This window comes from Spirosoma daeguense (genome assembly GCF_054776875.1).
Genome location: NZ_BAAHBF010000003.1, coordinates 946,023 through 960,692 on the forward strand (window position 1 = coordinate 946,023; position 14,670 = coordinate 960,692).

The 14,670-nt window shown below is 46.8% G+C and carries 11 protein-coding genes; 3 read left to right on the top strand and 8 right to left on the bottom strand.

Annotation, left to right across the window (positions count from 1 at the left end; genetic code table 11):
* Positions 1-10: 10 nt before the first annotated feature.
* Together ACYVD4_RS12780 and ACYVD4_RS12785 are read right to left on the bottom strand one after the other, a co-directional pair.
* The gene (locus tag ACYVD4_RS12780) at positions 11-1,723 is read right to left on the bottom strand and encodes a GMC oxidoreductase (protein ID WP_460946110.1); all 1,713 of its coding nucleotides are present in this window, start codon (positions 1,721-1,723) and stop codon (positions 11-13) included.
* 264 nt (positions 1,724-1,987) lie between these two features.
* The gene (locus ACYVD4_RS12785) at positions 1,988-2,380 is read right to left on the bottom strand and encodes a MerR family transcriptional regulator (RefSeq protein ID WP_460946112.1); all 393 of its coding nucleotides are present in this window, start codon (positions 2,378-2,380) and stop codon (positions 1,988-1,990) included.
* 113 nt (positions 2,381-2,493) lie between these two features.
* Between ACYVD4_RS12785 and alaS the strand changes: the two genes are divergently transcribed.
* From alaS to murI, 3 genes are all read left to right on the top strand, one after another.
* Entirely contained in the window at positions 2,494-5,157 is a 2,664-nt protein-coding gene (gene alaS / locus ACYVD4_RS12790) for an alanine--tRNA ligase (protein ID WP_460946114.1), read from the top strand.
* A gap of 163 nt (positions 5,158-5,320) precedes the next feature.
* Positions 5,321-6,742: an amidohydrolase family protein gene (locus ACYVD4_RS12795; protein ID WP_460946116.1), complete on the top strand. Its 1,422-nt coding sequence runs from the start codon at positions 5,321-5,323 to the stop codon at positions 6,740-6,742.
* A gap of 9 nt (positions 6,743-6,751) precedes the next feature.
* The gene (murI, locus tag ACYVD4_RS12800; RefSeq protein WP_460946118.1) at positions 6,752-7,573 is read left to right on the top strand and encodes a glutamate racemase; all 822 of its coding nucleotides are present in this window, start codon (positions 6,752-6,754) and stop codon (positions 7,571-7,573) included.
* Positions 7,574-7,667: 94 nt separating this feature from the next.
* On the opposite strand, the gene ACYVD4_RS12805 is transcribed toward murI, so the two are convergent.
* The 6 genes from ACYVD4_RS12805 to ACYVD4_RS12830 all read right to left on the bottom strand — a co-directional run bounded on the left by ACYVD4_RS12805 (position 7,668) and on the right by ACYVD4_RS12830 (position 14,585).
* Positions 7,668-7,931 carry a hypothetical protein gene (locus tag ACYVD4_RS12805; protein WP_460946120.1) on the bottom strand — a complete coding sequence of 88 codons (264 nt, stop codon included), beginning with the start codon at positions 7,929-7,931 and terminating at the stop codon, positions 7,668-7,670.
* A 663-nt stretch (positions 7,932-8,594) separates the two neighbouring features.
* Entirely contained in the window at positions 8,595-9,134 is a 540-nt protein-coding gene (locus ACYVD4_RS12810) for a hypothetical protein (RefSeq protein ID WP_460946122.1), read from the bottom strand.
* Positions 9,135-9,507: 373 nt separating this feature from the next.
* On the bottom strand, positions 9,508-10,119 hold the full coding sequence (locus ACYVD4_RS12815; protein ID WP_460946124.1) for a hypothetical protein: 612 nt from the start codon (positions 10,117-10,119) through the stop codon (positions 9,508-9,510).
* Between the two features lie 736 nt (positions 10,120-10,855).
* A complete protein-coding gene (locus ACYVD4_RS12820) occupies positions 10,856-11,122 on the bottom strand; it encodes a DUF4113 domain-containing protein (RefSeq protein ID WP_460946126.1) in 267 nt (88 codons plus the stop codon).
* Positions 11,094-11,342, bottom strand: coding sequence for a phosphopantetheine-binding protein (locus ACYVD4_RS12825; RefSeq protein ID WP_460946128.1), 249 nt, complete (start codon positions 11,340-11,342; stop codon positions 11,094-11,096). Before ACYVD4_RS12825 ends, ACYVD4_RS12820 begins: the two co-directional genes overlap by 29 nt.
* Before the next feature lie 99 nt (positions 11,343-11,441).
* Positions 11,442-14,585 (bottom strand): efflux RND transporter permease subunit, encoded by a 3,144-nt coding sequence (locus tag ACYVD4_RS12830; protein ID WP_460946130.1) that lies wholly within the window; start codon positions 14,583-14,585, stop codon positions 11,442-11,444.
* Positions 14,586-14,670: the final 85 nt, after the last annotated feature.

Genomic DNA, 14,670 nt, shown 5'->3' on the forward strand with positions numbered 1-14,670 from the left:
AAGGAGTGTCTTATAAATTCTGGCGTTTCAGTTCGCTCACCGCAAAATTGGCAGCTCGTGCCGTAAGTGCCATAAACGTAAGCGATGGATTCTGACAGGCTACCGATGCAAACGAAGCTCCGTCCGTCACAAATACGTTTTTAGCTGTCCAGAGCTGGTTGTAGGCGTTGAGCATAGACGTTTTCGGATCGCGGCCCATCCGCACGCCACCCGTTTCATGTACAGCCATACCCGGAATCGAGTTGTTGTTATACGTACTGATATTTTTTAATCCGGCAGCTTCGAGCATTTCGGCGGCATCGTTCATCATATCCTTCTGCATAAGATGCTCGTTTTCGCGGAATTTTACGTCGAATGTCAATGTAGGTAAGCCCCATTTATCACGTCGTTCCCGGTTGAGAGTGACTTTGTTATCTTCGTAGGGCAGGCATTCCGCGAAACCCATAATGCCCATATTCCAGGGGCCGGGCTGGGTCGCTTTTTCTTTAAATTCAGCACCAAAACCAGCTTCGGCAATGAGCCGTTGCCAACCCGACCGCGACGCACCGCCCTGATAACCAAAGCCGCGCAGATACTCTCGCTTGTCGTTGCCGATATTTCGATAGCGGGGAATATAAATGCCATTGGCCCGTCGACCGTAGTAATATTTATCGTCGAACCCCATTCCATCGGCTTGCGCATTGGCTCCAGCCTGAAAATGGTGGTCCATAATATACTTACCCAACGTACCGCTATCATTGCCAAAACCCGTCGGAAACCGATTCGAAATCGAGTTCATCAGAATGAAATTCGTAGCCATTGCCGACGCGTTCAGGAAAATAATCCGGGCGTAGTATTCCGTAGTCTGATGCGTTTTGGAATCAATAACCCGAACGCCTGTTGCCCGTTTTGTTTTCTCATCATACAACAGCTCCGACACAATACTATCCGTCCGAACGGTGAGCCGATTGGTTTTACGAGCCGCTGGTAACGTAGTAGCCAACGTACTGAAATAGCCGCCATACGGACAACCCTGATGACATTTATTCCGGTACTGACAAGCCGACCTTCCCAGGGCCGTATGAACCGGGTTCGCTTTCGACAGATTTGCCGTTCGGCCAATGGTCAGCACGCGATTCATTTTGGTTTTCAACTGTTCCCGAACGTGTTGTTCCACGCAATTCAAATCCATTGGCGGCAAAAACTCACTGTCGGGCAATTGCGCCAGCCCTTCTTTGTTGCCCGAAATCCCGGCAAACCGTTCGACGTAACTATACCAGGGCGCCATATCTTTGTAACGTATCGGCCAGTCGGTACCGAAACCGTCGCGGGCATTGGCCTCAAAATCCATCTCACTAAACCGATAACTCTGGCGGCCCCACATAATGGATTTACCACCCAATACATCGGGCCGATACCACATAAACGGTTGAACCTCTTTATAGGGCGCATCGCGGTCGTTTAACAGAAAATGGCCATTCTGCTCGTTGTTCGGGCGAACTCGGAACGTAGTAGGTTCTTTATCGGTCGATAGAACGGTTTTGCCGCGATGCTCGAATTCCCAGGGTGCTTTCAGGGTGGTGTCGTAGCCAGTAATGTGTTCGAGATTTCGGCCCCGTTCGAGCATTAAAACACGTAGCCCTTTTTCGGTGAGTTCTTTAGCGGCCCATCCGCCACTCACGCCCGAACCAACCACAATGGCATCGAACGTGTTATTGGCCTGCGCTTTCAGATTGAGGTTCATACGATTTAGGAATAACCATCCGGCAAACGTATTGGCTTAAAAGCACAATCGTTTGCAAACCAGATAACAATAAAGGTTTAGGATAACGGGTTGTATACCCTAAAAAGACGTTATCCGCGAATTTTACCTAACCTTAAAAAGACGTAATGAAAACTTTTCGGAAGTTGACGAATAATAAGGTCTCAGTAGAGCGATGGGATTGTCTGAGACAGCATCTTGCTGTCTGGGGCATCACGTAGTAATAGCAACAACCGCGTTTAAAAACTAATTTTCAGAGAGTTTCTCAGCTTCTGTATCCTGCGGCTTGTCGAGATCGGCACGGAGTTGCTCCATAAATGCCTTTATTTTTTGAAGCTTATGAATGTATCGGGCATTTTCCTGCCGACGAGCTTCCCGTTGTTTCAGAAAATCGCGGGCGCCGGGTAAAGTATATTTCTGCCGATCAATTAAATCCAGAATTTCGGTTAGATGGTCGATGTCGGCTTGGGTATAGATACGGTCGCCCCCCCGGTTTTTTTTCGGCTGGAGGGTAGGAAATTCTTTCTCATAATACCGAAGTTTAGACGCATTGATGCCAAACTTCTCGGCCACTTCTTTGATACCGTAATACAACTTACCCGAACCTTCCATGTCACAAACTTCTTTCGTGTCGGGCAAACCTGCAAGTTTTGACGTAATTTTGCAAGACTAGTTCATAGTCAATGGTCATTAGCCTGTTAGGAGAGGTTCGTGGCCATCGACTGGCAGCTATCGACTAACGACTAATAACAATGACTTCTTCCGAAATACGTCGGCATTTTCTTGAATTTTTTCGCTCCAAACAACACCTGATTGTAGCTTCAGCGCCGTTGGTTGCCAAAAACGACCCGACCCTGATGTTCAACAATTCGGGTATGGCGCAGTTTAAAGATTTTTTTCTGGGCAATGGTACGCCCCCGGCCAAACGGGTGGCCGATACGCAGAAATGCCTGCGTGTGTCGGGTAAACACAATGACCTTGAAGACGTAGGTTTCGATACGTATCACCACACCATGTTCGAGATGTTGGGCAACTGGTCGTTTGGCGATTATTTCAAGAAAGAAGCGTTACACTGGTCGTGGGAGTTGTTGACAGAAGTCTATAAACTACCGAAAGACCGGATCTACGTATCGGTTTTTCAGGGCGACGAAAAAGACAACGTACCCTTCGATCAGGAGTCGTGGGATCTCTGGAAAGAAATCATTGGCGATGAGTCTCGGATTATTCTCGGAAACAAAAAAGATAACTTCTGGGAAATGGGCGATACCGGTCCGTGCGGTCCTTGTTCCGAAATCCATATTGATTTGCGTTCGGCAGACGAAGTTGCGCTGAAGTCGGGTAAAGAACTCGTTAACGCCGACCACCCGCAGGTTGTCGAAATCTGGAACAACGTATTCATGCAGTTCAACCGGAAAGCCGATGGTTCGCTCGAAGAACTGCCTGCGCGTCACGTTGATACGGGAATGGGTTTTGAGCGGTTGTGCATGGCTATTCAGGGCAAGCAATCGAACTACGATACCGACGTTTTCTCGGGCACGATTCACGTAATCGAAGAGCTTTCGGGTAAAAAGTATGAAGCGGGAACGGGAATGTCGGACGTAGCAATGCGCGTAATTGCCGACCACATCCGGGCCGTTTCGTTTGCCATTGCCGATGGACTGGTGCCGAGCAACGCCAAAGCAGGCTACGTTATCCGGCGGATTCTGCGTCGGGCTATTCGCTACGGTTATTCGTATCTGAACCTGACTGAGCCGTTCATGACGAAACTCGTGCCAACGTTGGCTATGCAGTTTGCCGAGGTTTTCCCCGAACTCAACGCCCAGCGCGACTTTGTAGCTACGGTTATCCGGGAAGAGGAAATTGCGTTCCTGCGCACATTAGGAACCGGGCTTGGCCGTCTCGATCAGATTATCGGTCAGGTAACAACCGATGGTAAAACGGAAATTCCCGGTGAAACCGTTTTTGAACTCAACGATACGTTCGGATTCCCGGCTGATTTAACCGCGTTGATTGCACGTGAAAAAGGCTTAAGCATCGATGAAGCTGGTTTCCAGAAATCGCTTCAGGAACAAAAAGCACGTTCACGCAAAGATGCACAGGCATCGGCGGGCGACTGGATTGAACTGGCTGAACTCGATAACAAAGTTGAGTTTGTTGGTTACGACCAGCCAGAAGCGTATGCCCAGATTGTGAAGTACCGCAAGATTCAGAATAAGCAGGGTACGCAAGTACAGGTGGTTTTGGATAAGACACCATTCTACGCCGAGTCAGGCGGTCAGATTGGTGACACGGGTGTACTCGAATTGTTTGTGGGTTCAGACAAGATTGGTACCTTGACCGTACTCGACACGAAGAAAGAAAACGACCTTTCCATTCACATTGTGGAGAACGTAGCGGGAATCGATGATTTACTAGCGCAGGCCGAAACAGTTTACGCTGTCATTAATACGTCGCGCCGTGGTCTGACGTCGAGCAATCACTCGGCTACGCACCTGCTTCATTCGGCACTACGTGAAGTGCTTGGTACACACGTAGCACAAAAAGGTTCATACGTTGGTCCTGACGCACTACGTTTCGATTTCTCCCATTTCAGCAAAGTAACCGACGAGCAATTGGCTGAAGTGGAACGTATCGTAAACGAGAAAATCCGCGAAGACATCAAACTCGACGAAAAAAGGAACGTACCGATTGAGGAAGCCAAAGCGTTAGGTGCAACCGCATTGTTTGGCGAGAAATATGGCGATTTCGTTCGGGTTATTACGTTCGATCCGGGCTATTCGGTTGAACTGTGTGGCGGCACGCACGTACCCGCAACGGGGCATATCGGTTTGTTTAAATTCACAGGCGAAGGTTCCGTTTCGACGGGTGTTCGTCGGATAGAAGCCAAAACATCGGCTGGAGCAGAAGCGTTGGTGAATGAGCAAATGGCCGTTGTTACCGAACTCAAAGAATTGCTGAAAGCGCCGAAGGATGTAGTGAAAGCGGTTCAGGCATTGCTGGAAGAACGTAGCACTTTGCAGAAACAGGTCGAAGCGCTTCAGAATGAGAAAGTTCAGCAGATAAAAAATCAGCTGCTCGATAAAGTTGAGGTTGTAAACGGGCACAGTCGCTTGGTTGAGAAAGTAGACGTACCATCGGCGGATGCGTTGAAACAACTGGCCTATGATCTGAAAGCGAAAGTCGACAATCTGGCGGTTGTATTGGGTGCCGATATTAACGGTAAACCGCAACTGGCTGTCATGTTGCCTGATTCGCTGATTCAGAACAAAAATCTGAATGCTGGTCAGGTCGTGAAAGAACTTGCCAAAAACATCAAAGGCGGTGGGGGTGGTCAACCGTTCTTCGCAACGGCCGGTGGTTCTGATTCATCGGGACTGGATGCCGCTCTGGCACAGGGGAAAGCACTGCTGAGCTAGCAAACATGTCTGGATCAAGCTCCAGCTTGGCTCGTGTATGTGGCCCCGACAGGCTCCGGCTGTCGGAGTCGCGTCAGCGACTAACTATAAACCATCCGGCAAATCCGACAGCCGGAGCCTGTCGGGGCCACATACAATTCGCTTGGCCTAAAGTCGACATATCATGCGACACGTATTTGCCTGTCTGTTTCTTTCATTTCTGATCCATGATACATTCGCCCAAAAGCAGTCAGTCGACGTACTGATCAAATCAGGCAGTTTGATTGACGTTCGTTCTGGTAAAATTCTGACGAATAAGCTCATTGCCATACAGGGAAAAACGATTGCCAGTGTGTTCGATGCGTCACAGGAGAAGAATTTTCGGGCGAAACAGACAATCGATGCTACGGGTAAATACATCATTCCGGGGTTGTGGGATATGCACGTTCATTTTGGCGGTGGCGATACGTTGATTCAGGAAAATAAAAACCTGTTACCACTCTATATCGCTCATGGCATCACGGCCATTCGGGATGCGGCTGCCGACTTGAGTCCATCGGTGCTGCAATGGCGTGAGCAAATTGCTAAAGGCGAGCTTGCAGGCCCTACGTTATTTACATCAGGGCCAAAGCTGGAAGGGTACAAATCGAGTTGGGTGGGTGATATTGAGGTAAGTACGCCCGCTGAAGTCGATAAAATGCTCGATTCGTTACAGGGTCTGAAGGTAGATTTTGTAAAGATTACCGACAACACCATTAAGCCGGATATTTACCTATACATTTTGCAGGAAGCAAAGAAACGGGGAATGAAAACGTCGGGGCACGTACCGTTTGCGCTTACGATGGATGAAGTTTCTGCGGCTGGCTTGGGTTCTGTCGAACACATGAGCTACGTAGTGAAGGCAGGATCAACGCGTGATAAAGAAGTGGCCGATAAGGTAAGAACGGGCCAGCTAACTGCCCGAGTTGCTTTGCCAATGATTGCACAAAGTTTTGATGAAGCTACAGCGTTGGCCGTTTACAAACGTATGGCGAAAAACGGTACGTTCGTCGTTCCCACATTGACCATCAGTCGGACAGTTGCATTTCTGGATCAGGATAATCATCAGGCTGATACGTATCTGCAATACATTGGTCAAGGTTTGAAAAATACGTATGCCTGGCGCGTAAATCGGGTGGCTAAAGATAGCCCAGACGCTATTGCTGAGCGTCATTCGGTTTATGAAAAATCGGCTTCACTGCTCCCTCTTTTGAACAAGGCTGGCGTAACCATAATGGCCGGAACCGACGCTGGTTTTCTGAACTCCTACGTGTATCCGGGCCTAGGCTTACACAACGAGCTTGAGTTGTTTGTGAAGTCGGGCCTGACGCCGTTGCAGGCTTTGCAATCGGCTATTTTGCCAGGGCCAAAATTCCTGAAAAGAGAAGCAATGTTTGGCGATATAACCGCCGGTAAAAGTGCTGATATTGTATTGCTTGATAAAAATCCGTTGCAGGATATTCAGGCTACGCAGGCAATCAATACAGTTATTTTGCGGGGTACGGTTTACGACCGAAAAGCGCTGGATGCGATGCTGGACGATGCAAAGAAGAAGGCTGGTAAGTGATACGTAATTATGACTACACAACCCATCGGCGTATTTGACTCAGGTTACGGCGGCCTGACCATTTTACGCGAAATAGTTAAAAAATTACCCCAATACGATTACGTCTATCTTGGTGATAACGCTCGAACGCCCTACGGAACCCGCTCGTTTGATACCGTTTACCAGTACACGCTCGAATGCGTGAAGCATCTGTTCGATCAGGGCTGTCGGCTCGTTATTCTGGCTTGTAACACGGCTTCGGCTAAAGCGCTACGTAACATTCAGCAGTTGGATTTGCCCTTAATTGCGCCTGATCGGCGTGTTTTGGGCGTGATACGTCCAACGGCAGAAATCATCGGAAACTATTCCAAAACGAAGCATGTGGGGGTTCTGGCAACAAAAGGAACTGTTACGTCGGAATCGTATCTGATTGAAATAGAGAAGTTTTTTCCGGACGTAGCGGTGTTTCAAGAAGCTTGCCCGATGTGGGTGCCATTAGTCGAAAATGGCGAATACAACCATCCGGGAGCCGATTATTTTGTGAAGCAACATATTGACCACCTGATGACTAATTCGCCACAAATCGATACGTTGCTGCTGGCCTGTACGCATTACCCATTATTGATCGACAAAATCCGACAGGTGGCTCCGACCAACACAACTATTCTGAGTCAGGGACGTATCGTAGCTGATAGTCTGTTCGATTATCTGCTACGTCATCCCGAAATTGAAGCGCAGTGCAGTAAACACGGTCAGCGCACTTTTCTGACTACCGATTCAACGGAAACATTTGACCGACAGGCTTCTATTTTTTATGAAGAAACTGTGCATTCGCAACATCTCGCTTTGTGACGAATCTATGTACGCAAAAACGTAAAATCTCCAGCATCGAGCGCTTTCGCTACTCGATGCTGGAGATTTTACGTTTTTCTGGCTCCTGAAGAAATTAGTGTGACTGCTGATCCTGCGTTTGTTGATTCAGGATTTTCAGCGTTTGGTCGATGGTGGTGAATTCGGTGAGGTGATCTGCCGATAGTTCGATTGAAAAATCACGGGCTATTAATCCGATCAATTCACGAATGTCGCCGGTTTTGTAACCCAGATTTCCCCGCAAATCAGACTCTGGATGAATATGTTCTTTTGTAACGATACCTGTATTGGCCGCTAACCCAGCCGAGTTTACATGAAAAGCACCGATGCTAGCTAGCATCGGTGCTTTTCATGTAAAAAATAAATTTATGGTAGGTCTTCTTCATGCCAACGGCAAGCTTTAATCTCTTTAATCATGCAATCATTAAATGGCGGGCTACTCTACTACAATGCGTGTCGACTCGATTTGCTTGTCGGTTGTCTGGCGGGGATTTATCACCTGTAAATAATAGACACCACGTGGTAATTCCTTCACAGAAATCTCTATCTTATTACCGTCTTTAAACGCCTTTTTAGTGTACACTTCCTAAACATTAATAGATCGGACAGGCAGAGTCGATTTCTCACTTACTAATTTTATTTCATCTGGTAGCGCATCCGCATTTTTCGTTTCGTCAAACTGAACCATTACTATATCCGAAGCTGGATTTGGATACACACTAAGCCTGTAGAAACAATTATTGACACAGATGGTAAATCCACCCGCATTAACAGTGCCGCAACTGTTTGTTAAATTTAATTGTAAACCATAACAATCAGATACATAACTATTAAACGTAGCATTTCCATTCCCGTAGTCGTTCAAATAGGCGTTACTGCTGTTTCCACTAGTGATAACCCAACTGTATCCGCTTGCTGCTGTTGACGTTGATTGAATATATACCCCATTTCCCAGGCACATTTCCGTTGCAGCATTGATATTATTTACTTGAGGTGTCCCAGACTAAACGGATAGGTTACGATTTACAGTTGCATTGCATCCACTTATAGTAGCCGTAATCGTGCCACTTCCATTCCCATTGTAACTTACATTAGCCAGCGTGGCTGACTGGCTTGAAATTGAGACGTTTCCACTAGCAGACCAAGATACAGAAGAACCCGACGGAACATTATGGGCTAAATAAGATCGTGTTTGTCCTACACAGGCTGCTAAATCTCCCGAAACAAATGTACTACCCAAATTAGGTCTTACAATATCTATAGTTGTTGTCTGAGTTACTTCAGGAGCATCACTTCTAACGGACGTAACACGCACGGTTCCTCCGCTTGCAGCATCTGTATAAGCAGTAACAGACGTGCCACTTCCCGAATAAGTCCAACCGGACAAATTAGAAAAATCCCAGATATAACCAGTCGCATTAGCAGAAGCACCTACTGAAAAATTGAGCGTTTGGTTGCCGCAATCAGCTCCTTGAGGATTTGTGGAATTACTGTTAACCGCTATGTTGCCAAGTGGACCCAAATGACGAATGGGAACAGACAACGTGGCCGTTTTCCATTTGTGCTTGACGTGTTACAATCCTTAAAGGTACCCTTTAGGGATGCATTGCCCGAAACATTCTTCCACTTAAACGTGTAGGTAATACCGGGACCTGGTATGGTTACACCGTCTGACCAATCCACACAATTAATCGTTTCCCAGTCAACATTACAACCGGTAACATTCAAGCTAGGGGCGTACAAGAGATACGAGATACCAGTCAGTGGGGGTACATCGGAAAGATAATCACCATTTGCATCTCGGACGGAAACGGTCTGAGCGTATGAGTAAAAGCTTGACAGAATGCATAAAAATGCGACGTTGAACAAATTAATCATAGAAGTTTTCATGGTGTTATATGATTAAAGGTTAACTGTTAAAAATGATAACTTAGATACAAGGCATGGATTGGATTAATAAAAACTTGGTTGTAATCGCCCGAATATCGAACAGTACCTGACTCACCTTCGGTAGACCTATATTGGTATACCAGATGGGTTTCTATGGTAGCTGATAGATGATTATTGATATAATATCGGCCACCAATGAACCCGTCTAGCCCTACTTTTGTATCTGTTTGCTGAAGGGTTAGTGCCCCATTTGAAACTTGTTTAATCTTGACAATACTGTATTGAAAAAAGGGCTCAATCCCGTAGAGTACCGAGAACCGCCCAACTAATTTTTGACGTTCATATCCCATCGCTACAAAAAATGATGAGTTATTTTCATTGAGTGTTGCGCCGGGAGAATAAAGCGTTCGAGGAAGTACTTTAAAGCGGATAGCTTTGCGCCCATTATTGGCATTAAAATTTCGCTTGACAACAAACCCAAATGCGTCTTTTGATTTATCGATTAAGGATAATAGGTCAATACCAATTTCCCATTTATTGGCTAGTAATTCAGAACGATTCGTTTTGGTCGAATCTTGGCCAAAAACCATACTTGGCTTCAGGCAAATCAGGCTTACTAAAAGGAGAAAAGCTTTCATAGTAGTTGTCATGATTAACTTGCGATAAGTGTATATAATTCTTTATATGGTGCAATATATTGATACAAAAAATTTTATATAATATATATAAAGCCGTTATAAATGAGAATTTGCAACTCTTTTTCAGACAAATGGCCTATTTCACAATGGCCACTTGACTTACTGTATTATAAGTTCGAATAGATACGCTGCTAAGACCGGTTAAAATCACACTATTGAAAGTAACTAGGGGAGTGATGCCTAAAAGGACATAATCCTATAGTATTGGTATTTCTGGTGAAATTGACCACCGCTAGGGCGCTCCCGCTAATATTCCCCGCGACTGACCAGTTGATTTAGAAAGTGACTGACCGCTGTATTTTTCCGTTTCGCCGGAGCGATTTATCTTCATTCCTCTATGATAGGGAGATGCCCACCGTGGCGCGGTCAATTGGTAGTAGAACCGGCGGGGCCGCCCAGCGGTGGTCTGTGGTCGCGAAATCAACTGGTATAGAAAAATGGGTTAAACCAGTTTTAGAATTTTAGCCCGCTCACGAGTGAAAAATGTTGGGTATGGATGGGAACTAAAATCGGTTGTTGAACAATTGCGATTGAGTTGATTAACAGGGGAAATCATTGAAAGTCTTTTCTCTTTAATTTATTAAGAGCCTTATATACAATTAATTATAATGGTTTTATGGATTTCTTACCATGAGTTTTGATAAACAGTATACACCGACTCTCCTAGAACAGGAGTTTAGTATCCTGCTCCTTTACTAACCTTGACCAGATCAACTACCCGTGTCGTGTAACACCACGAGGCCCATTCTTTTCGGGCGTGCCAATCGGTACGAAATCCCTGATTGGCAAAGCGCCATATTTGAGGTTGATCTGGTCGATGAGCAAACTCAGCCTGCGCAGCCGGACCGAACTGGGTGGAACAAACAGACGTTGACGAATAACGTCCTGAAGTTGATGAAATGTAATCTCGTGACTCATGACTCAAGTACCATTTCGCTAGCAAGATAGTTTTTCAATTGCCCGAATGTTTGGAGTTTGGCCCCGTCTTCGTCGGGAATTCGGATGCCAAAACGAGTTTCAACTTGCATTATAAGATCCGTCACGTCGAGTGAGTCGAGACCCAGATCCCGCATAAAATGTACGTTATCTGTCAGAGCAGTTGGGCGGATTCCCATACTGGAAAGAATATCTTCTAAAGATGTATTAATTTCAGAGTATATCATTGTGAATGTTAGCATTAGTAAAATAATTCATTGCTTATAGTCTGTGAATTATAATTGCTACGTTATCGCAGGGAATCATAAATCACAGACCATAAATCGCTATACAGCTTCTTCAACCAGCAGCTCGCTTTCTTTTTTCTTAGCGAAACGTTTGCTAAACTGTTCCTGAATCCGGTCGACAACGTAGTAAACCACAGGCACCAGGAAGATCGTCAGGACCATTGAACTGGTCAGTCCACCAATTAGCACCCAGGCCAGCGAGTTTTTCCACTCTGCACCAGCGCCACTCGCTGTTGCAATCGGAATCATACCGATTACCATGGCAATGGTCGTCATCAGAATCGGACGTAAACGTTCTTCGCCAGCGTGTAGAATCGCTTTACGGTAGGGGACGCCCTGCGCTTTCTGCTGATTCGCAAAGTCGACAATCAGGATGGCGTTTTTCACTACAAGTCCGATCAGCATCAGCATACCCAGCATGGCGAAAATACCGATGTTCGACGAGGTAAGTGCCAGTGCCAGCAAGGCACCAATCACGGCTACGGGTACGGAGAACAAGACCACCAATGGGTACACAAAGCTGTCGTAGAGCAACACCATGATGAAGTAAACCAGCATCAGAGCGGCCAGCATGGCAATACCCAGCGATCCAAATCCTTCACTCTGATTTTTGGCATCGCCACCCCAGCTAACTGTTACGTCAGATGGTAGCGGATTTTTAGCCAGATCAGCCTGAATAACAGCGATCAACGTACCAGAACCTGTTCCTAACGTATTGGCCGTTACGGTAACCGACGAACGACGGTTTTTCCGTTCGAGCAACGATGGTCCATTGCTCAGTGATACGTTCGCAAATTCGGCCAGACGTACTGAACGATTGGCGGTTGGGCTAAAGAAGTTGATGTTTTTAACGTCGTTTGGATCTTTACGGTCGAACGCATCCAGCATCACACGAATGTCGTATTCCTCGCCACCATCCCGGAATTTAGAATCGTCGTTACCGGCAAATGCGTTTTGCAACGTACCGCCCACCGTTTGAATGTTCAGCCCTAATTTGGCCATTTTCTCCCGGTCGATTTCAACTTTTACTTCTGGATTTCCAGACTCAACCGATACGTTAACGTCGTTGGCTCCGGGTGTTTTACGAATTCGATTGGCTAACTCATGCGCGGCATCCATGATCTGATTCACGTCGTTGCCACTCAGGAAAATCTCAATTGGAGACGCCCCCGAATTGACCATGCCAATGATAGACGATTTAAACTCGATAGCCGGAAACTGTTCGGCCAGCTCCTGCCGAACGTCGATCATGTATTTCTCCGTTGGGGTATGATTAGGACGTTCCGATGCGTCGGCCAGTTGAACGGTTAACTCTGTTCGGTTGGTTTCGCCCTGACCAGTACTTTGCATCCCCGTACTAGCTCCTGCTACGTTGGCAAAAATACTTTGTACTTCAGGTTTTTTGCGGAGGTAGTTCTCGATGGCTCTGGATGTCAGGTTGTTTTGTTGAAGCGATGCGCTTTTATCCAGCTTCAGCGTCAATAAAAACTTACCCTGATCGCCCTGTGCTACGAATTCCGAACCGATGATTCCCAGACTCATTACCCAGCCGGTGAAAACGAATAACGCAATCAACATACCGCTAAAGATTAGCTTGTGGCTCAACACCCATTCGAGACTGCTGTGATACCAATTGGTTAGTGCCGTCAATCCTTTTTCAAACCAGAGCAGAAATGCCTGAAATGGATTTTTTGGGTTAAGGTGTTCGAGCTTGGCCAGCATGGAAGTCAGCCAGGGTGTTAGCGTAAAGCTGACCAGCAAGCTGACCAACGTAGCAAACGCTACGGTTAACGAAAACTGACGTAGCAAATCGGCGATAACCGAATTCACCAACGTAATTGGCACGAACACAACCACGATCACCAACGTAATAGCAACAGCCGCAAACCCGATTTCACTAACCCCGTCGATAGTGGCCCGCCAGCGATTTTTGCCCATTTCGAGATGTCGCTGAATGTTTTCGAGTACCACAATCGAGTCATCGACCAAAATACCGATTACCAGCGATAGTGCTAGCAGTGTCATCAGGTTGAGCGAGTAACCCATCACGAACATGAACAGGAACGCCGACACCAGCGAGGCCGGTACGGATACCATCACAATGAACGCATTTCGGAAGCTGTGCAGGAACAGCAGCATAACGGCGGCCACCAGTATGACGGCCAGAACCAGATCGTGCGTAACGGCTTCTACCGACGCCAGCGTAAACACGCTACTGTCGTAGGCTACGGCGAAATTGACTTTGTCTTTCGCGTTCTCTTTTTCAATTAGAGCCAGTTTGGCCAGTACTTCCTCGCTAATATCGACCGCGTTGGCGTCCGACTGCTTTTTGATGAACAAACCGATACCATCGCGTCCGTTATACCGGCTGATGCTGGTTGGGTCGGTCAGACCATCCGTTACCGTTGCTACGTCGCCAACCCGAATCGGGCTACCGTTTGGAGGAGTGGCGACAACCAGATTCCGAATGTCGTTCAGCGAGCTGAATTTACCGGCCAGACGTAGCGTCATGTTCTCCTTCGTATTTTTCACTTTCCCGGTCGGGAAATCCAGATTGGCCTGATTAATGGCCTGCGTGACCTGAAGCAATGATAAACCGTAGTAATTCAGTTTATCGTCGTTGACATTGATGCGGATTTCGCGCTTATCGCCACCCACCATCGTAATATCGGCCACGCCTTTAATTTGCTGAAGCTGTGGAAGATACTTGTCTTCAATCTGTTCGTAGAACACTTCGGTTGGTAAATCCGACGTAGCGAGCAACTGCATAATCGGCTGATCGCTGGGCGAAATTTTCGATAGCGAAGGCTGTTCGGCATCGTCGGGTAAATCGCTGACCATTTTGTCAATTTCGCGCTGGGCATTTTCCAGTGCTAAATCAACGTCGGTACCGGGTTTAAACTGAACGATAATAACCGATGCGTTCTCCATCGACATCGCCTTTACGTCGTCGAGGTTATCCAGCCCTGAAATAGCGTCTTCGATACGTTTACTAACTTCCGTTTCAACCTCCGATGGTGCAGCACCCGGATAAACCGTTGTAATGGTTACGACGGGTACCGAAAACTCTGGCATCAGCTCGTAACTGAGCATTTTGTAGGAAAACAGACCACCAATTGTCAGAATCGCGAACAGCACGATAATGACCGAGGGGCGTTTTATGAGGGATTCAACAAATTTCATTTTTCAAAGAGTGAAAGTGTGAATGAGCGAAAAGTGACCGAGGGAAAGTTGCACTATCATTTCGCACTTTCGCTCATTCACCGCA

What these genes read in the sequence shown, in the direction of transcription:
- ACYVD4_RS12805 (WP_460946120.1), bottom strand. Translation starts at nt 7,931, where the DNA reads ATGCTAGCTAGCATCGGTGCTTTTCATGTAAACTCGGCTGGGTTAGCG.
- ACYVD4_RS12815 (WP_460946124.1), bottom strand. Translation starts at nt 10,119, where the DNA reads ATGAAAGCTTTTCTCCTTTTAGTAAGCCTGATTTGCCTGAAGCCAAGT.
- ACYVD4_RS12780 (WP_460946110.1), bottom strand. Translation starts at nt 1,723, where the DNA reads ATGAACCTCAATCTGAAAGCGCAGGCCAATAACACGTTCGATGCCATT.
- ACYVD4_RS12830 (WP_460946130.1), bottom strand. Translation starts at nt 14,585, where the DNA reads ATGAAATTTGTTGAATCCCTCATAAAACGCCCCTCGGTCATTATCGTG.
- ACYVD4_RS12825 (WP_460946128.1), bottom strand. Translation starts at nt 11,342, where the DNA reads ATGATATACTCTGAAATTAATACATCTTTAGAAGATATTCTTTCCAGT.
- alaS (WP_460946114.1), top strand. Translation starts at nt 2,494, where the DNA reads ATGACTTCTTCCGAAATACGTCGGCATTTTCTTGAATTTTTTCGCTCC.
- ACYVD4_RS12795 (WP_460946116.1), top strand. Translation starts at nt 5,321, where the DNA reads ATGCGACACGTATTTGCCTGTCTGTTTCTTTCATTTCTGATCCATGAT.
- murI (WP_460946118.1), top strand. Translation starts at nt 6,752, where the DNA reads ATGACTACACAACCCATCGGCGTATTTGACTCAGGTTACGGCGGCCTG.